The sequence below is a fragment of the Streptomyces poonensis genome, from assembly GCF_014650915.1.
Lineage (GTDB): Bacteria > Actinomycetota > Actinomycetes > Streptomycetales > Streptomycetaceae > Streptomyces > Streptomyces poonensis.
Genome location: NZ_BMVW01000007.1, coordinates 147,096 through 170,852 on the forward strand (window position 1 = coordinate 147,096; position 23,757 = coordinate 170,852).

The window sequence follows — 23,757 nt, forward strand, 5'->3', positions numbered from 1 at the left end:
ACCGATGTCCTTTCCCCTCCTGACAGCGACGGCGGTGCTCCCGGCCCTCGGGGCGATCGCCACGGCCGCCGTACCGGCCGCGCGGCGCACCGCCGCCAAGTGGCTGGCGCTGCTCGTCTCGCTGGGCACGCTCGCGCTCGCGGTGACCGTGCTCGTGCGCTACGACCCGGACGGCGACCGCTACCAGCTCACCGAGTCGCACTCCTGGATCGCGGACTTCGGGGTGCGGTACGAGCTGGGCGTGGACGGCATCGCGGTGGCGCTGATCGCGCTCACCGCGCTGCTGATCCCGTTCATCATCCTCGCGGGCTGGCACGACGCCGACCCCCTGGAGACGGGGCACAAGCGCTGGCGGCCGACGCAGGGCTTCTTCGCCCTGATCCTGGCCGTCGAGGCGATGGTGATCATCTCCTTCGAGGCCACCGACGTCTTCCTCTTCTACATCTTCTTCGAAGCCATGCTCATCCCGATGTACTTCCTCATCGGCGGCTTCGGGGACCGTGCCCACGAGCACGGCGAGGAGACGGCGGCCACGCAGCGGTCGTACGCGGCCGTGAAGTTCCTGCTCTACAACCTCGCCGGCGGACTCATCATGCTGGCCGCGGTCATCGGCCTGTACGTGGTCGCGGGCAACTTCTCCCTCACCGAGATCGCCGAGGCCCGCGCCAACGGCTCCCTCGACATGGCGACCAACACCGAGCGCTGGCTGTTCCTCGGCTTCTTCTTCGCCTTCGCGGTGAAGGCGCCCCTATGGCCGCTGCACACCTGGCTGCCCAACGCCATGGGGGAAGCCACAGCCCCGGTCGCCGTGCTGATCACGGCGGTCGTCGACAAGGTGGGCACGTTCGCCATGCTGCGCTTCTGCCTCGGGCTGTTCCCGGAGGCGTCGAAGTGGGCGACGCCCGCGATCCTCGTCCTCGCACTGATCAGCATCATCTACGGGGCACTGCTCGCCGTCGGCCAGCGTGACATCAAGCGGCTGGTGGCGTACGCGTCGATCTCGCACTTCGGCTTCATCATCCTCGGCATCTTCGCGATGACCAGCCAGGGCCAGTCGGGCGCCACGCTCTACATGGTCAACCACGGGATCTCGACGGCCGCCCTGATGCTGGTGGCGGGCTTTCTGATCTCGCGGCGCGGCTCCCGGCTCATCGCCGACTACGGGGGCGTGCAGAAGGTGGCCCCGGTGCTCGCCGGCACCTTCCTGATCGGCGGCCTGGCGACGCTGTCGCTGCCGGGGCTCGCGCCGTTCGTGAGTGAGTTCCTGGTCCTGGTCGGCACGTTCGCGCGCTATCCGGCGGTCGGGATCATCGCCACCTTCGGCATCGTGCTCGCCGCGCTGTACGTCCTCGTTCTCTACCAGAGGACGATGACGGGTCCGGTGAAGCCCGAGGTGGCAAAGATGCCGGACCTGCGAATCCGGGAGCTCGTCGTCGTCGCCCCGCTGATCGCCCTGCTGATTCTCCTGGGCGTCTACCCGAAGCCGGTCACCGACATCGTCAACCCCGCGGTGAAGCAGACCATGTCCGACGTCCAGAAGAAGGACCCCCAGCCCGAGGTGGAGGCGGCCAAGTGAGCGCATCAGCCGTCCACAGCCTGTGGACAATGGCGGCCGACCCGATCGAGAAGATCGACGCGCCGAAGATCGAGTACGGGCAGCTGTCGCCCACCCTGATCGTCATCGGCGCGGCGATCCTCGGAATCCTGATCGAGGCCTTCGTGCCGCGCAGGTCCCGCTACTACGCCCAGGTGTTCCTGTCCGCCGTCGCCCTGGCCGCCGCCTTCGCCGCGGTCGTCGGCCTCGCGGCCGGCGGCTACGCCACCACGAAGGCGGGCATCGCGGCGATGGGCGCGATCGCCGTCGACGGACCGGCCCTGTTCCTGCAGGGCACCATTCTCCTCGCCGGACTGCTCGGCGTGTTCACCTTCGCCGAGCGGCGGCTCGACCCGGTGGCCCACGGCAACCGGGTCGACTCGTTCGCCGCGCAGGCAGCCTCCGTGCCGGGCAGCGACAGCGAGAAGGCCGCGGTCAAGGCCGGGTTCACCACCACCGAGGTGTTCCCGCTGCTGCTCTTCGCGATCGGCGGCATGCTGATCTTCCCAGCGGCCAATGACCTGCTGACCTTGTTCATCGCCCTGGAAGTGCTCTCACTCCCGCTGTATCTGCTGTGCGCCCTGGCCCGCCGCAAGCGGCTCGTGTCGCAGGAGGCCGCGGTCAAGTACTTCCTGCTGGGCGCCTTCGCCTCCGCGTTCACCCTGTTCGGTATCGCGCTGCTGTACGGGTACGCGGGCTCCGTGTCGTACGCGACGATCGCCCAGGTCGTCGACGGCACCGTGCAGAACGTGACCCCGGCGCTCGCCGACACCATGGGCAACGACGCGCTGCTGCTCGTCGGCACCGCGATGCTGGTGATGGGCCTGCTGTTCAAGGTGGGCGCGGTGCCGTTCCACATGTGGACGCCGGATGTGTACCAGGGCGCGCCGACCCCGGTCACCGGCTTCATGGCGGCGGCGACGAAGGTGGCGGCGTTCGGCGCGCTGCTGCGTGTGCTGTACGTGGTCCTGCCGGGTCTGCGCTGGGACTGGCGGCCGGTGATGTGGGCCGTGGCGATCGTCACGATGCTGGCCGGCGCGATCGTCGCGATCACCCAGACCGACATCAAGCGGCTGCTGGCGTACTCGTCGATCGCGCACGCGGGCTTCATCCTCGCCGGTGTGATCGCGGCCTCGCCGGAGGGTGTGTCTTCGGTGCTGTTCTATCTGGGCGCGTACTCGTTCGTGACGATCGGCGCCTTCGCGGTGGTCACGCTGGTGCGGGACGCGGGCGGGGAGGCGACGCACCTGTCGAAGTGGGCGGGGCTGGGGCGCAGGTCACCGCTGGTGGCGGCGGTGTTCGCCGTTTTCCTGCTGGCCTTCGCGGGCATTCCGCTGACGTCCGGGTTCGCCGGGAAGTTCGCCGTGTTCAAGGCGGCGGCCGAGGGCGGCGCGGGCGCGATCGTCGTGATCGGTGTGATCTCGTCGGCCATCGCGGCGTTCTTCTACATCCGCGTGATCGTGCTCATGTTCTTCAGCGAGCCGCGGCCCGAGGGCCCGACGGTCGCCGTGCCGTCGCCGCTGACCACGACGGCGATCGCCGTCGGTGTCGCGGTCACGGTGGTGCTGGGCGTGGCGCCGCAGTACTTCCTGGACCTCGCGAGCCAGGCGGGCGTTTTCGTCCGCTGACGCCCCCTTCGTGGGGGGAACGACGGCCCGGTCCCTTGGGAGAGGGGGCCGGGCCGTCGGCTGTCTGCGGGCCATCGAGAACTACTGGCTGCGCTCGCGCCGTGTCCTGATGCCGGTGAGGTCGAGGTCGACGGGGAACGGGGCAGCGACCTTCATGCGCTCCCGGAAGATTCCGACGCTGGTGTAGGCGCCGGTGGTCGGTTCCAGCTCGAAAGCGTGCACCACGGCGAGGCCCTTCTCGTTCTCGACCCGCCAGTAGTGGGGAATGCCTGCTCGCGCGTACTTGTGCGGCTTGGTCTCCCGGTCCCGCGAGACGGAGTCCGGGGAGACGACCTCGACGGCGAGCAGGACGGCTTCGGCCGGGAAGCGGGTCTGCTCCGGATCGTCCACCACGTCACCACGCACCACGACCACATCCGGCTCGGGCCGGTTCTGCCGGTCGATGTCGATGGTGAATTCGCGGATGACCTCGAACTCCTCGGGGGCCAGCGATTCGAGCTGCCACTCGAAGAAGGTGACAGCGCGTGAGTGGAAAAGAGTCTGCGGACTCACGAAGACCAGGCTCCCGTCGATCAGTTCCGTGTGCGGAGGCAGATTCGGAAGCTGATCCAGGTCGTCGGCGGTCCAGCCGCCCTCCGGTGGGCTTGGCCAGGTGGGTGTGGACGTCTTGGGTTCGACGCTCATGAGTGCTCCCATGGGACGGAGTCTCGCCGGTCACTTCAGACTATCGGCCGGAAACGGGCAGGTCTCGCGCGTACGTGTGAACGAGTGCCGGGTCTTTGACGAGGTGCTCCGGTTCCACGGCGGCCAGCCTGTGGATAACTCCTTGCCTGTCAGTCCGGGCCCCTATCGTGGATGCAGTGGTCGAGGAGCCACGAACGACCACGACGTACGGGGGACGGGACTATGAGCGGACTAGGTGTGATGACCGGAATCGACGCGACGGCGGAACCGGCCGGAGCGGGCGTGGCTGGCGGGATGCCGGACCACGGCGACAGCGAGGCACTCGCCACGCTGCACCGTGTCTTCGGGTACCAGGCGTTCCGCGGCCAGCAGGAAGAGATCATCGAGCATGTGGTGGCCGGCGGCGACGCCGTCGTGCTCATGCCGACCGGCGGCGGGAAGTCGCTCTGCTACCAGATCCCGGCGCTCGTCAGACCGGGTACGGGCATCGTGGTCTCCCCGCTCATCGCGCTCATGCAGGACCAGGTGGACGCGCTGCGGGCGCTGGGTGTGAGCGCCGGCTTCATCAACTCCACGCAGGACTTCGACGAGCGGCGCGTGGTGGAGGCCCAGTTCCTGGCGGGCGAGCTGGACCTGCTGTACCTGGCGCCGGAGCGGCTGCGCCTGGAAGGCACGCTCGACCTGCTCGCGCGCGGCAAGATCTCCGTCTTCGCGATCGACGAGGCGCACTGCGTGTCGCAGTGGGGCCACGACTTCCGCCCCGACTACCTGGCACTGTCGCTGCTGGGCGAGCGCTGGCCGGACGTACCGCGGATCGCGCTCACCGCCACCGCCACGCGCACCACCCACCGGGAGATCACCGAGCGGCTGGGCATGCCGCAGGCCCGCCACTTCGAGGCGAGCTTCGACCGGCCCAACATCCAGTACCGGATAGTTCCGAAGGCCGATCCCAAGAAGCAGCTCCTCTCCTTTCTGCGCGAGGAGCACGCGGGCGACGCGGGCATCGTGTACTGCCTGTCGCGGAACTCGGTGGAGAAGACGGCCGAGTTCCTCACCCGCAACGGCATCGAGGCGGTGCCGTACCACGCGGGCCTGGACGCGGGAACGCGCGCGGCCCACCAGTCGCGGTTCCTGCGCGAGGAGGGCCTGGTCGTCGTGGCGACCATCGCCTTCGGCATGGGCATCGACAAGCCGGACGTACGGTTCGTCGCCCACCTCGACCTGCCGAAGTCGGTGGAGGGCTACTACCAGGAGACGGGCCGCGCGGGCCGGGACGGGCTGCCGTCGACGGCATGGATGGCGTACGGGCTGCAGGACGTGGTCCAACAGCGGAAGATGATCCAGACGGGCGAGGGCGACGAGGCGTTCCGCCGCCGGGCCGCCGCTCACCTGGACGCGATGCTGGCGCTGTGCGAGACGGCCCAGTGCCGTCGCGGGCAGCTTCTCGCCTACTTCGGCCAGGAGCCGGGCGCCGGCGGCTGCGGCAACTGCGACACGTGCCTGACCCCGCCGGAGACCTGGGACGGCACGGTCGCCGCCCAGAAGCTGCTGTCCACGGTGGTGCGGCTGAAGCGGGAGCGGGGCCAGAAGTTCGGTGCCGGGCAGATCGTCGACATCCTGCTCGGCCGGCGCACCGCCAAGGTGATCCAGTTCGACCACGACCAGCTGTCCGTGTTCGGCATCGGCGAGGAGCTGTCGGAGGCCGAGTGGCGGGGCGTCGCCCGGCAGCTACTGGCACAGGGGCTGCTCGCCGTCGAGGGCGAGTACGGGACGCTGGTGCTCACCGAGGAGAGCGGGACGGTCCTGCGGCGGGAGCGCGAGGTGCCGCTGCGGAAGGAGCCGGCCAAGCGGGTCGCCGCCGCGAAGTCGTCCTCGGCCGGCCGGGGCGGCGAGCGGAAGGCGAAGGGCGCGGTGGCGGCCGAGCTGGCGCCCGAGCTCGTGCCGGTGTTCGAGGCACTGCGCTCGTGGCGGGGTGAGCGGGCCCGGGAACAGGGCGTTCCCGCGTACGTCATCTTCCACGACGCGACGCTCCGCGAGATCGCGACCATACGGCCCACATCCGTGGCCGAGCTGGGGAGCATCACCGGAGTCGGCGAGAAGAAGCTGGCGACGTACGGGGAGGGGGTGCTGGGGGTGCTTGCCTCCTTGGGTGGGTCTCCGGACCTGGGCGGGACTCCCGCCCCGGCCGGCTCCGACGGTTCGGCGAGCGGCGCGGACGTCGGCGCGGACGTCGGGGCGGACGTCGGCTTCGACTGGCCGGACACGGAGCCGGAACCCGAGCCGGACGACTGGGCGTAGGGGGTCGCGTGGTCAGGCCGTGGTCATAGGGCACGTGTCGCATAGGCCCTGACGTCCGCGTCGGAGTCCTTGGTGGCCGTGGTGAGGGCCGTGCGGGCGTCCGCGTCGGCGGCGTGCCGGGTCAGGGCCAGGACGGCTGCCTTGCGGACGTCGGCGTTGGCGTCGGTGAGGGCCTTGGTGAGGGCGGGTACGGCACTCTCCTTCCTGGCGGCGGACAGTGCGGTGGCGGCGCCCGCACGGACCTGCCAGGCCGGATCGTCCAGCGCGGCGACGGCCTGAGCGCTCAGCGGCTCCGGGCAACCGGTGGTGGCCAGCGCCCCGAACGCGGCACCGCGCACCAAGGGGTCGGTGTCCTCGGTGAGCCGGTGCAGCGCGGTCCGCTCGGCAGCCCCGGAGGCGACCGTGGCCAGGGCCTTCGCCACCGTGACGCGGACCTCGCGGGACGGGTCGTCCGCCGCACGCGCCAGCTGTTGGGCCGCGTCGACCGAGACAAGGGCACGCACCGCCTCGATACGGACGGTGATGTCGGGGTCGGTGAGGGAGCAGGCGAACAGGTCGGCATCGCCCAGGCGCAGGGCGCGCAGCACGTCCAGCGCGGCGGCGCGGACCACGGGATCGGCCTCCGACAAGGCATCGGCGAGGCCATCGCGCAGGGCCGTGTCGGGCGGCAGCGTCTCGACCAGTTCGCGCAGGGAGGCCGCGGCGGCGGCACGCACGTCGCCCTGGGGGTCGCGGAGCGCGGCGGCCAGGGCGGGGCCCGTGCCGGTCGGCAGGGTCTCCGTGAGAACGGCGACGGCTTCGCGCCGGACGGTGGGCGCGGGGTCGGTCAAGTAGGGCTGCAGTGCGTCGAGGCCGGGCTGCTCCTCGGCGAGGGCGACGAGTTCGAGGAGGCGGGCCGAGAGGTTCTCGGCGGAAGGCTCAGGGGTGGGGTCGGGGAGGGGGAGGGGCCCCCTCCCCGAGCCGTCGCTCCCCCTCCCCGTGCCCACCGCGCTCCCCGCGCCCACCGCACTTCCTGCCCCCACCGCACTCCCCGCCCCCACCAACCGCTCCGCCACCGGAGCCACCTCCCGCCTCCCCGCCGTCGCCACGTCCTCCGCGTGGATCTCGCCAAGGGGACGGGACAGCCCGCCGACCGGGGCGAAGCCCTCGACCGGGACCAGGTACGGAGCGACGGGGCGGGCCGTGAACTCCATCGCGCCGGACGGGGACTTGCGGAGGTCGAGGTGGTGGAACCAGGTGGTGTCGTCGCGGTGGGGGTGGTCGACGCGGTCGTGGTAGAGGCCCCAGCGGGACTCCGTGCGGGTGAGGGAGGAGCGGGCCGCCAATTCGGCGCAGTCGCGGATGAAGGTGACCTCGGCACAGCGCATCAGTTCGTGCGGGGTGCGGGCGCCCATGCCCGCGATCTCGTCCCGCATCCGCTCGAAGTGCTCCAGCGCCAGGGAGAGGCGGGCGCCGGACTTCGGCGGGGCCACGTAGTCGTTCACGAAGCGGCGGAGTTTGTACTCGACCTGGGGCTGCGGGGGGCCGTCGGGGTTGCGCAGGGGGCGGTAGATCAGGTCGTGGGCGTCCCGGAGCTGGTCATGGGGCAACTCGCCCTCGTACGCCCGGTACTGGGCCGCGTCCGCGCCCGCCAGGTCGCCGAAGACGAAGGCGCCGATCATGTAGTTGTGCGGTACGCAGGCCAGGTCGCCGGCGGCGTACAGGCGGGGGACGGTCGTGCGGGCGTGGTCGTCGACCCGGACGCCCGAGGCCGAGTGGCCGCCGCAGAGGCCGATCTCGGAGATGTGCATCTCGATGTCATGGGTGCGGTAGTCGTGACCGCGGCCGGAGTGGAAGGTGCCGCGGGTCGGGCGCTCCGTGGAGTGCAGGATCGACTCCAGGGCCGAGATCGACTCCTCGGGGAGGTGGCTCAGTTTCAGGTAGACCGGGCCCCGGTCGCTCGCCACCTCCGCCGCGAACTCCGCCATCATCTGGCCCGACCAGTAGTCGGAGTCGACGAAGCGTTCACCGTGCCGGTTGACCTGGTAGCCGCCGAAGGGGTTGGCGACGTAGGCGCAGGCCGGACCGTTGTAGTCCTTGATCAGCGGGTTGATCTGGAAGCATTCGATGCCGGTCAGTTCGGCGCCCGCGTGGTAGGCCATCGCGTAGCCGTCGCCCGCGTTGGTCGGGTTCTCGTACGTGCCGTAGAGGTAGCCCGACGCGGGCAGGCCGAGGCGGCCGCAGGCGCCGGTCGCCAGGATCACCGCGCCCGCGCGGACCTGGACGAACTGTCCCGTGCGGGTGTTGAGGCCCGCCGCCCCCACGGCACGGCCCTCCGTCGTCAGCACGCGCACCGGCATCACCCGGTTCTCGATGCGGATCCGCTCTCGCATCTCCCGGCGCCGCAGCTGCCGGTACAGGACCTTCTTGACGTCCTTGCCCTCCGGCATCGGCAGCACGTAGGAGCCGGAACGGTGCACCTGGCGCACCGCGTACTCGCCGTGCTCGTCCTTCTCGAACTTCACGCCGTACGACTCCAGCCGCTGCACCATGGCGAAGCCGCGGGTCGCGGTCTGGCGGACGGTGGACTGGTCGACGATGCCGTCGTTGGCGCGGGTGATCTCGGCGACGTAGTCGTCGGGTTCGGCACGGCCGGGGATGACCGCGTTGTTGACGCCGTCCATGCCCATGGCGAGCGCGCCGGAGTGGCGGACGTGGGCCTTCTCCAGCAGGAGCACGTTCGCGCCGTGCTCGGCGGCGGTCAGTGCCGCCATCGTGCCGGCGGTGCCGCCGCCGATGACGAGGACGTCGCAGGTGAGTTCCTCGGCGTCGCTGAGGGCGGGGATCTGCACAGGGGTGGTCACCGGGGTGCCTTTCAGGTGCCGATGGAGGGTCAGGTGCCGTTGGAGGGTCAGGTGCCGAGGGAGGATCAGGTGCCGAGGGATGCGAGGACGGCGCGGCGCAGCGTCACGCGCGCCGGGTCGTCGTGTGCCGTGCGGTCGCGTGGGCGGGGCACGTCGCGTACGGCGAGGAGGTGGCCGTCACCGAGGAGGGCCACTCGGTCGCCGAGGAACAGGGCCTCGTCCACGTCGTGGGTGACGAAGACGACCGTCGCCCCGGTGCCCCGCAACACCTGCACCAGCAGGTCCTGCATGCCGGCGCGGGTCTGGGCGTCGAGGGCGCCGAAGGGTTCGTCCATCAGGACCGCGCGGGGGCGTGCGGCGAGAGCGCGGGCCAGTTGCGCGCGCTGGCGCTGTCCCCCGGAGACGCGGTGCGGCAGGTGGCGGGCGTGTTCGGCGAGGCCGACGCGGGCCAGCCATTCCTCGGCCTGTGCACGGCGTTCGGAGCGCGGCACGCCACGGATGGCCAGCGGGAGTTCGACGTTGGCGCGCAGGGTGCGCCAGGGCAGGAGGGCGTCCTCCTGGAAGATCAGGGCGCGGTCGGCGGCGGGACCCGCCAGGGGGCGACCGTCCTCGATGACCTCCCCGCCGAGGGGAGTCAGCAGCCCGGCCAGCGTGCGCAGCAGGGTCGACTTGCCGCACCCGGAGGGGCCGACGACGGTGATGATCTCGCCGGGAGCCACGTCGAGGTCCACTCCGTCCAGCACCGGCGCGCCCGGGCGCCCGAGAGTGACGCCGCGCAGGGCGAGACCGGCACCCGATCGGGACAGTGATCGAACGTCAGACGAACTGGTCATGGGTCTTCGGTACCTCCTCCTCGGCCCGGGAGCCTGCCGGTACGGGGGTGCGAGCGGCGGCGCCGCGCTCCCCCCGTGGCGGCCGCACCCCGGCGACGTACGACGTGCGCGGCAGCCAGCGGGTCAGCCTGCGTCCGGCCAGTTCCACGGCGGTGGACGTCAGCCAGCCCAGTACCCCGATCGTCACCATGCCGACGAAGACGCCCGGGTAGTCGACGACCGTGTAGTCCTGCCAGGTGCGGTAGCCGACGCCGTACTGGCCGGAGATCATCTCGGCGGAGATCACACAGATCCACGAGACGCCGATGCCGACGGACAGGCCGCCGAAGATGCCCGGCAGCGCGCCCGGCAGCACGACCGAGCCGAGGATCCGCCACCGGCCGCCGCCCATGGTCCGCACCGCCTCCTCCCACACCGGGGTCAGCGCCCGGACCGCGTGCCGGGTGGAGACCAGCACCGGGAAGAACGCGGCGGTGCAGGTGATGAAGACGATGCCCTGTTCGTTGTCGGGGAAGAGGAGGATCGCCACGGGGACTAGGGCGATGGCCGGGATCGGGCGGACGACCTCCAGGACCGTGCCGAGGAGGTCCTCGGCGAGGCGGGAGCGGGCCACCAGCACACCCGTGGCCACGCCCAGCACCGCCGCCAGCAGGAAGCCCGTGAGGATGCGGGTCAGGCTGTCGGTGAGGTCCGTCCAGTAGTCGTCGCCGGCCAGGCGGCCGGCGAAGGCGCGGGCCACGTCGGTGACGGTCGGGAACTGCGAGAAGCGCAGCCACAGGTCCACGTTCGCGCTGGTCAGCAACTGCCAGAGGCCGAGGGCGGCCGCGATCGAGGTGACCCGCAGCGCGTACCGGCTCATGACGCTCCGGCGGTTCATGACGCGCGCTCCAGCGCCTCGTCGTACGTGATGACCCGGGCGCCGCCGTGCCCGGCGACGTACGCCTCGGCGGTCGCCGTCGTGAGGAAGGGGAGGAGCTGTTCACCGTCCGCCACCCACACCGCCTTGTCGGCGAACCAGAGGGTGCCGGTGGTGGCGTCGGGGACGTAGGCGGCGCGGACGCCGTCCTTGTGCCGCGCGACGTACGTCAGGAGCTCGGCGGGCGTCTTGAACGTACGGGTCTCGTCGGCGCCCTTCGGCCAGACCTCGCTCGCGGCCGTCGGCGGGGCCGAGGAGAGGCGCTCGGCGTACTCCGCGCCCAGGGCCTTCTTCACGTACTGGTCGTCGACGAAGGCGTCCACGTCGACGTCCCCGGTCAGCTTCGCCGCCTTCAGGATCGGGACGTCCTCCTTCAGGGCGGCGACGAGCTGCGGTTTGACGGCCGGGTCGAAGGTGGCGATGCCGTGGGCGCCGTTGTAGAGGTAGACCACCTCGGAGGGCAGGCCGGTGGCGTCGGCGACCCTCTCGGCGGCGGCCACGGGGTGCTCGCCGAGGTAGTCGGTGGCCTCCGCCTGGGCCTTCAGGAAGGCGTCGAGCACGGCCGGGCGCCGCTTCGCGAAGTCCTCGCGCACCGTGACGCCGTGGAACGTCGGCAGGTCCAGCTCCGCGCCGTCGTACAGCGCCTTCGCCTTGCCCTGGTACGCGAGCAGTCCGGGCCACGCGACGAACTGCGAGAGCGCGTCCGCGCTGCCCGCCGAGAGCGCCGAAGCACCCACCGCGGGCTGCTGGTTCAGCTTCTCGATGTCCTTCTCCGGGTCCAGGCCGGCGCGCTGGAGAGCCCGTACGAGGGTGCCGTCGGCCGCCGAGCCGACGCTCGTGGAGACCTTCTTGCCGCGCAGGTCCTCGAGGTCGGCGAGGGCCGAGTCCGGGGCGGTGACGATGGTGTTGAGGCCGCCGCGCAGGTTGTAGCCGGTGACCGAGACCAGGCGCGTGGGCTGGTTGAGCTGCTTGCCACGGGCCGCGTTGAGCAGGAGCGGGAAGTCGCCCATCGAGCCGATGTCGATCTTCCCGGCGGTCATCTGGGCGGTGATGGGGGCGCCGGTGGCGTAGTCCTGCCAGTTCACCTTGTAGGTGATGCCGTCGTCGAGGGCGTTCAGCTGCTTCTCGAAGGAGCCGAGGGAGCGGAGCAGGGTGCCTGCCGTGACGGTGTTGATGGTCTTCGACTGATAGCCGACGGTGACGGTGACGGTGGAGCCGTCACCGGCCTCGGCGCTGCCGCCGCAGCCCGCCAGCGGCAGGAGCAGAGCGACGGCGGACACGGCGACTGCGGTGCGTTTCATGATCGTCGAGGCCTCTCACCGGAGCAGATAGGGCATGTTGACCGTGACGGCTCCGGTGGGACAGCGGGCCGCGCACGGGCCGCAGTACCAGCACTCGTCGACGTGCATGTACGCCTTGCCGTTGCTCTCGTCGATGGCGAGGGAGTCCAGCGGGCACATGTCCACACAGAGCGTGCAGCCGTCGATGCACTTCGACTCGTCGATGGTCACGGGCACGTCGGCCCGCTGGGGCGCCAAGGGCATGACTGTCTCCAGGAAGGTGCGCAGGCGAGGGCGAGGGTGAGGGCGAGGGCGAGAACTGGGGCGGGAGTGAGGGCTGGGGCGAGATCGAGAACTCGTGCGGGAGCGAGGGCTGGTGGCTACAGCGAACGGCGGCGCAGCAGGCCGCTCATCGTGATGCGGTCGCCGCGGAAGCGGATGAACTCGAGGTCCACGGGGCGGCCGTCGGCGAGATGGGTGAGCCGTTCCAGCATCAGGACGGCCGCTCCTCGCGGGGCCTGGAGGACGGCGGCGGAGTGTGCGTCCGCGTTCACGGCCTCCAGGGTGATCTCCGCGTGCCCGAGGGCCTGCCCGGTGGTGGCCTCCAGGAGGCGGAAGACGTCGGTGCTCTCCAGGTCGGCCTCCAGGAGCGCGGTGCCGATGTCGAGAGGGATGTAGGTGAGGTCCAGGGACAGGGGGAGGCCGTTCAGGCGGCGCAGGCGTTCGATGTAGAGGACGTCGGAGCCGACCGGGAGCCGGAGGCGGTCGGCCACCGGTACGGGGGCGGGCACGGGGCCCATCGTGCGGACCTCGTTGGTGACCCGGCCGTGCTCGTGCAGGGTCTCCGCGAGCCCCATCAGGCGGTCGAGGCCGTGGGGATACTTCCGGGCGACGACGACCGTGCCGACGCCGGGCTGGCGCTCCACCAGGCCCTCGGCGCGCAGCAGGTCGAGGGCCTGGCGGACGGTGTTGCGGGAGGCGCCGTAGTCGGCCCCGATGGCCGCCTCGTGGGGGAGGGCGCCGTCCGGGAAGCCGCCGGTCAGCAGCTGGTGGCGCAGGAGGTCGGCGAGCTGCCTGGCCCGGTCCGCGCGCAGCCGCCGCCGGTGGGCGGCGACGGTGGTCGCGCCCTGTCCGGCGTGTTCTCGGATGCGTTCGGAAGGCATGCCCGGAACCATACCGATGCGGTAGGGAATGGTGTGTTGCCGAAGTGTTGCGCCACCTGCCGCGTCGTCAGCTATGTCGCTGACCTGCGGTTTCCCCGGTACGAGGGGCTAGATGTGCCAGTGCCCGCCGGTGAGTGCCCGTGCCCGCCGATGAGTGCCCGTGCCCGCCGGTGAATGCCTGCGCCCGCCGGTGAGTGACAGTGCGTGCCAGTGCGGTCAAGCTCCCGTGAGCACCCTCCCCCGCACCTCGCCCAGTCCCACGCGGGTGCCGTGCGGTCCCGGCGCCCACGCGGTGAGGGTCACCTCGTCGCCGTCCTCCAGGAAGGAGCGCTTGCCGTCGGGGAGCTCCAGGGGGTCGCGGCCGTTCCAGGTGAGTTCCAGGAGGGAGCCACGCTCCCGTTCCGACGGGCCGCTGACGGTGCCGGAGCCGTACAGGTCGCCCGTACGCAGGGAGGCGCCGTTGACCGTCATGTGGGCGAGCTGCTGCGCGGCCGTCCAGTACATCGTGGAGAACGGCGGCTCGGAGACGACGTGGCCGTTGACCGCCACCGAGATGCGCAGGTCGTAGCCGTACGGGTCCTCGTCCTCGGCGGAGTCGTCCAGATAGGGGAGGAGGGGATGGGTGCGCTCCGGCGGGCGGACCCGGGCGTCCTCCAGGGCGTCCAGGGGAGTGATCCACGCCGATACGGAGGTGGCGAAGGACTTGCCGAGGAAGGGGCCGAGGGGGACGTACTCCCAGGCCTGGATGTCCCGCGCCGACCAGTCGTTCAGCAGGCACAGGCCGAAGACGTGGTCGCGGAAGGAGGAGAGGGGGACCGGGGTGCCCATGGGGGAGGGGGCGCCGACCACGAAGCCGACCTCCGCCTCGATGTCCAGGCGGACGGAGGGGCCGAAGACGGGGGCCGGGTCGGTGGGGGCCTTGCGCTGGCCCGAGGGACGTACGACGTCCGTGCCGGAGACCACCACCGTGCCGGACCGGCCGTGGTAACCGATCGGAAGGTGCTTCCAGTTGGGGGTGAGGGGGTCGGCGGAGTCCGGGCGGAAGATCTGGCCGACGTTCCGGGCGTGATTCTCGGATGCGTAGAAGTCGACGTAGTCCGCCACCTCGAAGGGGAGGTGGAGGGTCACGGAGGACAGCGGGTGCAGGAAGGGCGCGATCGTCTCCTGGTGGGAGGGGACCGTCACCCAGGTGGTGAGGGCACGGCGGACGTCGGACCAGGTGGTGCGGCCGGCGGCGAGGAGGGGGTTGAGGGTGGGCCGGGAGAGGAGAGGGGCGTAGGGGGAGGCGAGGGCGCGGGCCGCGGCGCCCGCGTCGAGTACGTGGTCGCCCAAGCGGACGCCGATCCTCCGGGAGCTGGAGCTGGAGCTGGAGCTGGAGCTGGAGCTGGAGCCGGAGCCGGAGCTGGAGCCGGAGCCGGGATCGAGGTCAGAGCCCGACTCGAAGCTGGAATCGGGGTCAGAGCCCGACTCGGAGCCGGAGCCCGACTCCGAGCCGGATCCGGGCAGGGAGAACACGCCGTACGGGAGATTGTGCGGACCGAAGGGATCGCCCTCGGGGACATCGAAGGGGGGCATCGGGTGGTGCCTCGCTTTCCGTGCTGTCCGTGTGGCCGTGGTGGTCGCGGCACACGTTACGGCGAGGGGACGGATCCGGGCAGGGGCGGGCGAGACGCATGGGAGGTGGGCAGCCAGGGTGGACATGCATTGTCTAAAGAGTTCGCAATGTCCTAATACGGCTTGGTCGGAACGGGAAGTTCCGGCTTAGCGTCCTTTGGGGGGACGCGGACGGGGCGGGTCCGGGTCTGTCAGGGGGCTCAGGGGGCCAAGTAGGGGGGACCCGTGCGTGGGCGTGGTTCAAGTGTGTCGTTCGACGTCGACCGGGGCGTGCCCGGACTGATCGTGAAGTTCGGGAACTATCCGCTGCACCACGGCGGAGTGGGCGCCATCCGCAGCCTCGGGCGGCTCGGCGTGCCGGTGTACGCCATCACCGAGGACCGCTGGACGCCCGCCGCCGTCTCCCGGTACCTGAAACGCGCCTTCGTCTGGCCGACCACCGGCACGGAGGCGCCCGAACGGCTGGTGGCGGGACTGCTGCGGATCGGGCGGAGAATCGGGCGCCCGACGGTGCTCATCCCGACCGACGAGGAGGCCGCCGTGCTCATCGCCGAGCACCAGGCGGAACTGGAGGGGCAGTTCCTCTTCCCGCGGGTGGAACCCGGACTGCCGCGCCGCCTCGCCAGCAAGGAGGGACTGCACGATCTGTGCGTGAAACACGGCATCGCCAGCCCCGCGGCCTTCTTCCCCAGAGCGTACGAGGATGTCGAGCGGTTCGCCGCGACCGCGAGATTCCCGGTGGTGGCCAAGAACCGGGAGGCCTTCGTACGGCGGAAGCGTCCCGCGGTGAACGGCACCACCCGGATCGAGTGCCGGGAGGGGCTGCTCCGGCTGGCGCGGGAGTGGGGCGAGCGGCCCGGCGTGATCCTCCAGGAGTATCTGCCGCGGGAGGACGCCGAGGACTGGGTCGTGCACGCGTACTTCGACGCGGAGTCGGCGCCGCTGGCCATGTTCACCGGGGTCAAGGTGCGGTCGTGGCCGCCGCACGCGGGGATGACCGCCAACGCGTACATCGTCGACAATCCGGAACTCGCGGACCTCGCGACGCGGTTCATCAAGGAGATCGGCTTCAGCGGGGTAGTCGATCTCGACCTGCGGTTCGACCGCAGGGACGGGCAGTACAAGCTCCTCGACTTCAATCCGCGGATGGGCGCGCAGTTCCGGCTGTTCGAGAACGAGTCGGGGATCGACGTCATCCGTGCGCTGCACCTCGATCTGACCGGCCGGCCGGTTCCGGAGGGGGAGCAGCTCACCGGCCGCCGGTACGTCGTGGAGAACATCGATCTGCCCGCGCTGCTCGCCTACCGGCGCAGCGGCTACACGACACCGCACGCTCCGGCTCGTGCGAGCGGTACGGAACTGGCCTGGTTCGCGCGGGACGATCTGTGGCCGTTCCTCATGATGCTCGTGCGCTTCGTACGGCCGGGGGTGAAGCATCTGTACCAGCTGTGGCGGACCAACCGCCGTGGCGCGACCGCGAAGCCGCGTTAGCGAGAGGGCGAAGTCGCGCCAGCGGTAGGGCGAAGCCGCGGCACCGTGAGGCGAGGCCGCGTCAGGAAGAGGGCGAGGCCGCGTCGGGAAGAGGGCGAGGCCGCGTCGGGGAAAGGGCGAAGCCGCGTCAGCGGGCAGAGGGAAGGCCACCGGGGAAGCGGGGGCGGGCAAGCGGGGGCGGGGCCGCCAGTAGCAACAGCACAGTACGACCACGAAGTAGGTACATCGTGTTCCGGGGAGGGACTTCGTGATTCATCCGGTTGCAGTGATCGGCGCCGGGCCGTTCGGGCTGTCCACCGCCGCCCATCTGCGGGGGCGCGGCATTCCGGCCCGTGTCTTCGGTGAACCCATGGTGAGCTGGCGGGACCACATGCCCGCCGGAATGCTCCTCAAATCCACGCCCGCCGCCTCCAGCATCGACGCGCCGCAGGGCGGCCACACCCTCGCCGACTACTGCGACGCGGCGGGCATGGCGCGGCTGGTCACGGACGAGGACATCATTCCCGTGGAGACGTTCATCGACTACGGCCTGTGGTTCCAGCAGCGGCTGGTGCCCGGGCTGGAGCGGGTGCGGGTCGTGTCCGTGGACCGGCGGGCGGGTGGCAAGGGAGCGGGCGGCAAAGGGGCGGACGGCGCGGGATTCGAACTCAAACTGGACTCCGGGGAGTCGTTCACGGCGCGGGCCGTCGTCGTGGCGACCGGTCTGTCCGGACTCGCCCACCTTCCGCCCGAACTCGCGGGCGCGGTGCCCGACGGGCCCACCCCCACCGGTCCGCTCTCGCACAGCTCCCAGCACCACGACCTGTCCCAATTCGCGGGCAAGGAGCTGCTCGTCGTCGGTGCCGGGCAGTCCGCGCTGGAGACGGCGGTGCTGGCGGCGGAGGCCGGGGCGCGGGTACGGGTGGTGGCGCGCGGGCACGGCAAGGTGGCCTTCGGCGCGCCGCCGTGGCGGCAGCCCCGGCTCCGGCCCGAGTCGCCGTTCGGCCGGGCCTGGTCGCTGTGGGCGCTCAGCTACTACCCGCACCCCTACCGCCGGCTGCCCGCCGGCGCCCGTCACTTCCTGGTGCGCCGGGTGCTCGGGCCGCTCGGCGCCTGGTGGCTGCGCGAGCGCTTCGAGGGAATGGTGGAGGTCCGGGAGGTGGAGCGGATCGTCCGCGCGGGCGCCATCGACGGGCGGCCCGTGCTGGCGGTGCGCACCCACGAGGGCCGTACGGAGGAACTGGCGGCCGACCACGTGATCGCCGCCACGGGCTACCGGGTGGACCTCGCGGCGATGGGCTTCCTCGGCCATGAGCTGCGTACGGAGCTGGCGGTGAGCCGGGGGACGCCGAAGCTCGGGGCCGGGTACCGCTCATCGGTACCCGGGCTGTACTTCACCGGGCTGCCTGCGGCGGCGTCGTACGGGCCGGTGATGCGCTTCGTGTGCGGTACGGAGTTCGCCTCGCGGCGGCTGGTCGGGCACCTGGCGGCGGCCCACGGGTGATCGACACGTACGAGGGGCGACACGTACGAGGGGCGACACGTACGAGGGGCGGCACGTACGAGGGGCGGCACGTACGGAGGGCGACACGACAACTGCCCTCCCCGCGCGCGGGCGTTGGCGTGTCCGGGGCGGCCGACGTCGTCTGGTTCACGCCGGACGGTTGAGCCCTACCGGTCCGTATTCTCTGATCATGACGCCGCGCACCGTGTACGCCCTCATCGCCACTGACCTGGACGGGACGCTGCTCCGCGGCGACGACTCACTCTCCGGCAGGACGCGCTCGGCCCTGGCGGACGCCATGGCCTCCGGCGCACGGCACCTGGTCGTGACCGGCCGGCCCGCGCCCCGCGTACGCCCCCTGCTGCGCACACTCGGCAGCACGGGGCTCGCGGTGTGCGGGCAGGGCGCACAGCTGTACGACATCGGCGCGGACCGGCTGCTCTGGTCCGTCACCCTGGACAGGGACCTCGCGGGGACCGCGCTGGAGAAGATAGAAGCGGAGGTCGGGCAGGTGTACGCGGCCGTCGACCAGGACGGGGTGGACGGCCGCACCCTCATAGAGCCGGGCTACCGGATGCCGCACCCGCACCTTCCCTCGGTACCGGTGCGGGGACGCGACGACCTGTGGCGCGAACCCATCAGCAAGGTGCTGCTCCGCCACGCCAGGCTCTCCGACGACGAGTTGGCGGCGGCGGCCCGCCGCGTGGTCGGTTCCCTGGCGACAGTCACCATGTCGGGGCCCGGAACCGTCGAACTTCAGCCATATGGCGTCACGAAGGCGACAGGCCTTGACATGGCCGCGCAGCGGCTCGGACTGAGCCCGGCGCAGACCATCGCCTTCGGTGACATGCCGAACGACATACCCATGTTCGCCTGGTCCGCGTACGGGGTGGCCATGGCCAACGCCCACTCCGAGCTCAGGGCCGTCGCCGACGAGGTGACCCTGTCCAACGAGGAGGACGGGATCGCCGTGGTGCTGGAGAGGCTGTTCCCGGGGTGAGCGTCGGCCGAGCGCCGCTCCTGGCGATCGGTCCGGCCGGACGACAGTCAGCGGACGATCAGGACGATCAGGGGGTTCAGGGCGATCAGTACGCGCCGAAGACGTTGTCGATCGAGCCGTACCGCGCGGCCGCGTAGTTGCAGGCCGCCACGATGTTCGCGACCGGGTCGTACGGGTCGTACGCCGTGCCCGGCACGTGGTACGCGGCGAAGGTCGGGTCGATGACCTGGAGCAGGCCCTTGGACGGGGTGCCCGCCGCGGCGTTGGAGTCCCAGTTGTTGACGGCCTGCGGGTTGCCGGACGACTCACGCATGATGTTGCGGTGAATGCCGTCGTACGTCCCCGGAATTCCGTTCTGTCCCATGATGTCCAGGGCTTCGCGGATCCAGCCGTCGAGGTTGTCGGCGTATGTGGTGACGGAGGCGGCGGTGGCGGAAGCGGGGCTACTGGAAGCGGGGCTACCGGAAGCGGGGGTGGAGGAGCTCGAGGAGGCCGCGGACTGGTCCGACGGCTGCGTGGCCGTTTCGGCCGCCGCGTCTGCCGTCTCCGTCTCCGTCACCGCCGTTCCCGTCTCCGCCGTCGCCGTCTCCGCTGTCTGCGTCTTCGTTCCCGCAGTCTCCGGCGCGGTGACGGTGAGTTTCAGGCCCGGGCGGATCAGCCCCGGGTCGTTCCCGACCGCCTCGCGGTTGTCCTCGTAGAGCTGACGCCAGCCGCCGCTGGTGTCGTACTCGTCCGCGATCCCGGCGAGCGTGTCACCCGTGACCACGGTGTACGTGAGGGCCTTGACCTGGGACGCGGCCTGGGTGGCGGCCTGGGCCGGCTGTGCGGCGCTCGCGCTCGTCGCGCCCACGATCGGGAGGGCGAGAGCGGCCGTGCCGGTTCCGGCGGCGACGACGCCTCGGGTGAGCGGATTGGTTCTGGGGCGGCGGTGCTTGCCACGTGCAGGCATGGTGTATTTCCTCTCCGACGCCTGCGAGGTGAGCTGTCGGGTTCGGGCGGAAAGGTGCCCGGCCGTGCATGGCACCGCTCGACGAGTGATGAACGACGAGTGACGAGTGCTGTACGCGGCTTCACCCCGAGCCGGTCCGTAATGCGGACCGGCGGCTTACCTGGGTCCCCCGCTCCTGCCTGCATGGGTGGGTCGGTCGATGGTGATTCCGGTCGGCGGCAGGATTCGGCGTTCCGTCCGGATCGACGCGAACGTATGCGAGAGCACATGCCGGGAACAAGGCCGAATGCGGGGTGGACGTCCGTTCGACGCAGTGATTCAGGGGCAGTGCGGCGTCGGAATAAGTGGGCAGGCGCCTTCAACTTGCCGTCCGCAAAGGGGAAATGGCGGCAGTGAGGGGAGCGGCCGGGAGTGGAGTCGTGTGACGTATTTCACGGCGTGTATGGGGTGAAGGGAATTATGGACACCAATTGGGCATTTCGGGCAACTAATGATCAAGGGATGCCGATGCCGGTGACTCACATGCGGTGACTGATGCTGGTGAGGCGAATGAGCGCAGTGATTCCTGTGGCGTCTGCGTGAGTACTGCCTTCTGGATTTCGTGCATTGGATCTCTCGCGGGCATTCCATGGCGCATTCTGCGAGAAGCATTTCGCGGTGCGGCTCACGGATGACCTTCGATGCGTTTCGCGCGAACGCTTCAGCGGCGAATTCCGGACGAAGATGACGGGGAATGGAGAGAGATGTGATCCCCGAGTCGGGCCGGGTACCCGTATCCGGTACCTCGTCCGGTCCTTATCTCGTCCTTGTCCGGTCCTCAATCGGGTTCCTCATCCGTCTCCCCGGTGGGTAGGCGGCGGTCACCCGGGTCCGGTCGGCGTGGGCGGGGCGGCTACCCGCGGGCCGAGGAATGTCCGCACGTATCAGCTGATCAGGAACATGGTGGGTCCGTCCCGATACCGCCCGGCGGGGACCGGTGTGGACCGGTGGGCGCTCGCGGTGATCGAAAGGTGACCGGATACGCTGACTCGGGTGATGGCAGCGACAGATCGACAAACTATGTCATCGACCTTGAGACCGTGACCGACCGTGTGACCGTCAGTAGACGTCAGCAGACAGGAGACCCCTCGTGACCGTCGTCGAGCCGTTCGGGCTGAGCGTGCGGGACCAGGCTCTGGAAGCCGATGTCCAGGCCGGGTTGGCGGCTGTCGAGGAAGGTTTGCTCGAAGCCACGAAGAGCGAGGTCCCCTTCATTCAGGAGGCCGCGCAGCACCTGCTGCGGGCGGGCGGGAAGCGGTTCCGGCCACTGCTCGTAATGCTCGCGGCGCAGTTCGGTGACCCGCACGCGCCGGGTGTCGTGCCGTCCGCCGTGGTGGTCGAGCTGACCCATCTGGCCACGTTGTACCACGACGATGTGATGGACGAGGCCGACGTACGGCGCGGGGTGCCCAGCGCCAACGCCCGCTGGGGCAACTCCATCGCCGTACTGACCGGGGACTTCCTGTTCGCCCGGGCCTCGCACATCCTGGCCGACCTGGGGCCCGAGGCGGTCCGGGTCCAGGCGGAGGCGTTCGAGCGGCTGGTCACCGGGCAGATCCTGGAGACCGCCGGCCCGCGCGACGGACGGGACCCGATCGAGCACTACCTGGACGTCCTCGGCGGGAAGACCGGTTCGCTGGTGGCCGTCTCCGGGCGGTTCGGGGCGATGATGTCCGGCGCCGACGAGACGGTCGTGGACGTGCTGACGCAGTACGGGGAACGGTTGGGCATCGCGTTCCAGCTGGCGGACGACGTACTGGACATCTCCTCCGACTCGCACGAGTCCGGGAAGACCCCGGGCACCGATCTGCGGGAGGGCGTCCCCACGATGCCGGTGCTGCGGCTGCGGGAGCGGGCCGCGCGGCTGGGGGCGGCCGAGGACGTCGAGCTGTGCGAGCTGCTGGACGGCGATCTGTCCGACGACGAGCGCCACGCCGAGGTGCTGGCCCGGCTGCGGGTGCACCCCGCGCTCGATCAGGCCCGCCAGGACACCGTGCGGTACGCGGAGGAGGCGCGGGCCACGCTGGCGCCGCTGCCGGACTGCGAGGCCAAGGGCGCGCTCGTGCAGCTGTGCGACGCGGTGGTGCACCGCGCCGGTTAGGGTCCGGACCGCTGACCGGACCGCTGACCGGACCGCTGACCGGACCGCTGACCGGACCGCTGATCGGAAGAGGCACGCGGAAGGGTCGGCCGGAGGGTCGGCCGGAAGAGGCGGTTCGGAACAGACAGTCAAGAACGTCTGCCGGAGCGGACGGCAGAAACGGGGCGTGGCCTACGACATGCCCACCAGAACGGCGTACGCGGCGTCCTCCCCGCGACCCCTACGGGGCGGGGAGGGCGCCGCTTGCCTGTGTCATCCCTCAGCAGTACGTGGAATTGATCCCGCGGTCTGACGCGTCCGGCTGGCCGATTTGGTCAGATGGAGAACGCCACCCCTCACCGGTTCAGGTGAGAATGGCGGCTCGGGGTGGACGACGACGCGTGGGCGACGACGCGTGGACGACGAGTGCGAATGCGACGACCTGGCCGCCGCCTACTACGGAGGTAAGGCACACATGGCACCGTTCAAATCCGACGAGAACGCGACGACCGGAGAGGCCGGAGGGACCGGAGAGGCCGGAGAGAAGGCGCGCGGTGGACGGCGCAAGGCCGCGCGGTACGTCGTTCCGGTCACGGTGGTGGGCGTGGCGGCCGCGACCATAGGCCTCGTCCCGGCGTTCGCCGGATCCGGCGACCCGGACCTGCCGTCGGTCAGCGCCCAGGAGCTCATCGAGAAGATCGCCGCTTCGGACGTCCAGCAGCTCTCCGGCACGGTGAAGATCAGCACCGATCTGGGACTGCCGGACCTGGACGGCCTGGCGAGCGGCCTCGGGGTGGGCGGCGCAACCGGCGGCGAGGGCGGGTCCTCCGCCGATCCGTCCGCCCGGCTGACCGAACTCGCCAGTGGCACGCACACGCTGCGGGTCGCGGCCGACGGGCCCGACAAGCAGAAGCTGTCGCTGCTGGACGAGGCCGCCGAGTACAGCGTGATCCACAACGGTGACGACGTGTGGGCGTACGACAGCGGGTCGAACGAGGTGTTCCACGCGACCGGTGCGGCGGACGGCACGGAAGACAGCGCGAAGGACCGCGTGGAGACCGGCGCGGAGGCGGAGGACGGCGCGGACCGGAAGTCCGGGACCGTGCCCGAGAATGTACCGGCCACGCCCGAGGAACTGGCCGAGGAGGCGCTGAAGGCGGTCGACGACACGACCTCCGTCACCGTGGACGGGACCGCGCAGGTCGCCGGGCGCGACGCGTACAAGCTGCTCATCGAGCCGAAGCAGGCCGACTCGACGGTCGGCGCGATATCGGTCGCCGTCGACGCGGAGACGGGGCTGCCGCTGAAGTTCACCCTCACCCCGGCGGGTGGCGGCGCGGCCGTCGTCGACGCGGGCTTCACCGAGGTCGACTTCTCCGCGCCGAGCGCCGCCACCTTCGACTTCACGCCCCCCAAGGGCGCGAAGGTGACCGAGGCGGACGACATCGAGGCGGGGTACGGCAAGGCCCACGGCGACGGGCGGCAGTCCGAGCCGGACGAGGAGTTCGGCGGAGGACTGGAGGGCATGAAGGCGATCGGCGAGGGCTGGAGCTCCATCGCCGCGTTCGACACCGGCGCCGAGGGCCTGCCGACGGAGACCTCCGGCAACGGCGACCTCGACGGCCTCCTGGGCTCCTTCGGCGACGAGGTGAGCGGCAAGTTCGGCTCCGGCACGGTCTTCTCGACACGTCTGGTGAACGTGCTGATCACGGACGACGGCAAGGGGTACGCCGGCGCGGTCACCAAGGACGCGCTGGTGAAGGCCGCGAACGCGGACCGGTGAGGCCGGGCCGGCGGCCACCGGCAGAGAGCGAACCGAGAGTCAGCGAATCGAGGTCGTAAGTGGAGGAGCTGCCTGCCGC

Annotated in this window: 17 protein-coding genes and 1 riboswitch; of the genes, 8 read left to right on the plus strand and 9 right to left on the minus strand. The window is 70.8% G+C overall.

Annotated elements, in window-relative coordinates:
• Window positions 1–4: 4 nt before the first annotated feature.
• Both IE242_RS19320 and nuoN read left to right on the plus strand, forming a co-directional pair.
• Window positions 5–1,576, plus strand: coding sequence for an NADH-quinone oxidoreductase subunit M (locus tag IE242_RS19320; RefSeq protein WP_189860920.1), 1,572 nt, complete (start codon window positions 5–7; stop codon window positions 1,574–1,576).
• Window positions 1,573–3,222, plus strand: a complete 1,650-nt coding sequence (gene nuoN / locus IE242_RS19325; RefSeq protein ID WP_189860922.1) for an NADH-quinone oxidoreductase subunit NuoN — start codon at window positions 1,573–1,575, stop codon at window positions 3,220–3,222. The genes IE242_RS19320 and nuoN overlap by 4 nt, the downstream gene beginning before the upstream one ends.
• Window positions 3,223–3,303: 81 nt before the next feature.
• On the opposite strand, the gene IE242_RS19330 is transcribed toward nuoN, so the two are convergent.
• The gene (locus IE242_RS19330) at window positions 3,304–3,906 is read right to left on the minus strand and encodes a Uma2 family endonuclease (protein ID WP_189860924.1); all 603 of its coding nucleotides are present in this window, start codon (window positions 3,904–3,906) and stop codon (window positions 3,304–3,306) included.
• Between the two features lie 294 nt (window positions 3,907–4,200).
• On the opposite strand from IE242_RS19330, the gene recQ reads away from it, so the two are divergent.
• Entirely contained in the window at window positions 4,201–6,204 is a 2,004-nt protein-coding gene (recQ, locus tag IE242_RS19335; RefSeq protein ID WP_229859169.1) for a DNA helicase RecQ, read from the plus strand.
• A 23-nt stretch (window positions 6,205–6,227) separates the two neighbouring features.
• On the opposite strand, the gene IE242_RS19340 is transcribed toward recQ, so the two are convergent.
• From IE242_RS19340 to fahA, 7 genes are all read right to left on the minus strand, one after another.
• On the minus strand, window positions 6,228–9,047 hold the full coding sequence (locus IE242_RS19340) for a fumarate reductase/succinate dehydrogenase flavoprotein subunit (protein WP_189860928.1): 2,820 nt from the start codon (window positions 9,045–9,047) through the stop codon (window positions 6,228–6,230).
• Window positions 9,048–9,112: 65 nt separating this feature from the next.
• Entirely contained in the window at window positions 9,113–9,880 is a 768-nt protein-coding gene (locus tag IE242_RS19345) for an ABC transporter ATP-binding protein (protein WP_189860930.1), read from the minus strand.
• Window positions 9,864–10,739: an ABC transporter permease gene (locus IE242_RS19350; RefSeq protein ID WP_189861262.1), complete on the minus strand. Its 876-nt coding sequence runs from the start codon at window positions 10,737–10,739 to the stop codon at window positions 9,864–9,866. Before IE242_RS19350 ends, IE242_RS19345 begins: the two co-directional genes overlap by 17 nt.
• A gap of 14 nt (window positions 10,740–10,753) precedes the next feature.
• Window positions 10,754–12,097, minus strand: a complete 1,344-nt coding sequence (locus tag IE242_RS19355; RefSeq protein WP_189860932.1) for an ABC transporter substrate-binding protein — start codon at window positions 12,095–12,097, stop codon at window positions 10,754–10,756.
• A 15-nt stretch (window positions 12,098–12,112) separates the two neighbouring features.
• Window positions 12,113–12,340, minus strand: a complete 228-nt coding sequence (locus IE242_RS19360; protein WP_010986276.1) for a 4Fe-4S dicluster domain-containing protein — start codon at window positions 12,338–12,340, stop codon at window positions 12,113–12,115.
• Window positions 12,341–12,456: 116 nt separating this feature from the next.
• Window positions 12,457–13,239 carry a GntR family transcriptional regulator gene (locus IE242_RS19365; protein ID WP_189860934.1) on the minus strand — a complete coding sequence of 261 codons (783 nt, stop codon included), beginning with the start codon at window positions 13,237–13,239 and terminating at the stop codon, window positions 12,457–12,459.
• Window positions 13,240–13,455: 216 nt separating this feature from the next.
• Window positions 13,456–14,814 carry a fumarylacetoacetase gene (fahA, locus tag IE242_RS19370; RefSeq protein ID WP_229859134.1) on the minus strand — a complete coding sequence of 453 codons (1,359 nt, stop codon included), beginning with the start codon at window positions 14,812–14,814 and terminating at the stop codon, window positions 13,456–13,458.
• A gap of 285 nt (window positions 14,815–15,099) precedes the next feature.
• Between fahA and IE242_RS19375 the strand changes: the two genes are divergently transcribed.
• The 3 genes from IE242_RS19375 to IE242_RS19385 all read left to right on the plus strand — a co-directional run bounded on the left by IE242_RS19375 (window position 15,100) and on the right by IE242_RS19385 (window position 18,827).
• Entirely contained in the window at window positions 15,100–16,344 is a 1,245-nt protein-coding gene (locus tag IE242_RS19375) for a carboxylate--amine ligase (RefSeq protein ID WP_189860936.1), read from the plus strand.
• Between the two features lie 247 nt (window positions 16,345–16,591).
• Complete coding sequence (locus tag IE242_RS19380) at window positions 16,592–17,827, plus strand: FAD-dependent oxidoreductase (RefSeq protein WP_189860937.1); 1,236 nt, start codon at window positions 16,592–16,594, stop codon at window positions 17,825–17,827.
• A gap of 190 nt (window positions 17,828–18,017) precedes the next feature.
• Complete coding sequence (locus tag IE242_RS19385; RefSeq protein WP_189860940.1) at window positions 18,018–18,827, plus strand: HAD family hydrolase; 810 nt, start codon at window positions 18,018–18,020, stop codon at window positions 18,825–18,827.
• An 85-nt stretch (window positions 18,828–18,912) separates the two neighbouring features.
• Here the strand turns inward: IE242_RS19385 and IE242_RS19390 are convergent, their stop codons facing one another.
• Window positions 18,913–19,776 (minus strand): LysM peptidoglycan-binding domain-containing protein, encoded by an 864-nt coding sequence (locus IE242_RS19390; protein WP_189860942.1) that lies wholly within the window; start codon window positions 19,774–19,776, stop codon window positions 18,913–18,915.
• 3 nt (window positions 19,777–19,779) lie between these two features.
• Window positions 19,780–19,985, minus strand: a riboswitch (cyclic di-AMP (ydaO/yuaA leader).
• A 920-nt stretch (window positions 19,986–20,905) separates the two neighbouring features.
• On the opposite strand from IE242_RS19390, the gene IE242_RS19395 reads away from it, so the two are divergent.
• Entirely contained in the window at window positions 20,906–21,916 is a 1,011-nt protein-coding gene (locus IE242_RS19395; protein WP_189860944.1) for a polyprenyl synthetase family protein, read from the plus strand.
• Between the two features lie 454 nt (window positions 21,917–22,370).
• Entirely contained in the window at window positions 22,371–23,678 is a 1,308-nt protein-coding gene (locus IE242_RS19400; RefSeq protein WP_189860945.1) for a LolA family protein, read from the plus strand.
• Window positions 23,679–23,757 lie beyond the last annotated feature (79 nt).